A 656-nucleotide genomic window follows, 5' to 3' on the forward strand; every position below is an offset into this window, starting at 1 on the left:
CTGCCCATCACACCCGACACCGAGGAGAACATCACGAACGCCGCGAGATCGAGGTCACGGGTCAGCTCGTGCAGGTGCCAGGCCGCGTCCACCTTCGGACGCAGGACGGCCGCCAGCCGCTCCGGCGACAGCGACGTCACCACACCGTCGTCCAGGACGCCCGCCGTGTGCACCACCGCGGTCAGCGGGTGCTCCGCCGGCACCGACGCCAGCAGATCCTCCACCGCCGAACGGTCCGTCACATCACAGGCCCGTACGTCCACCCGGGCGCCCAGGGCGGTCAGTTCCTCGCGGAAGGCGTCCACGCCCTCCGCCGCCGGACCGCTCCGGGACACGAGCAGCAGCCGGCGCACGCCGCGCGCCGTCACCAGGTGGCGGGCCAGTTCCCGGCCCAGTCCACCCGTGCCGCCCGTGACCAGCACCGTGCCGTCGGGGGACCAGCGGGCCGGCAGCCGCAGCACGATCTTGCCGATGTGCTTGGCCTGACTCATGAAGCGGAACGCCTCACGCGCCCGCCGCACGTCCCACACCCGCACCGGGAGCGGGTTCAGCGCGCCCCGCGCGAAGAGGTCCAGCAGCTCGGTCAGCAGTTCAGCGGTCCGGTCCGGCCCCGCCTCGCCGAGGTCGAAGGCGCGGTAACGGACATCGCCGACCGA

Annotated in this window: 1 protein-coding gene; it reads right to left on the bottom strand. The window is 73.2% G+C overall.

The window, feature by feature from the left end; all coding sequences use genetic code 11:
• A partial coding sequence (locus HO151_RS00225) for an SDR family NAD(P)-dependent oxidoreductase (protein WP_173894120.1) occupies nucleotides 1–656 on the bottom strand: 656 nt, incomplete at both ends.

The sequence above is a fragment of the Streptomyces sp. 8P21H-1 genome, from assembly GCF_013302945.1.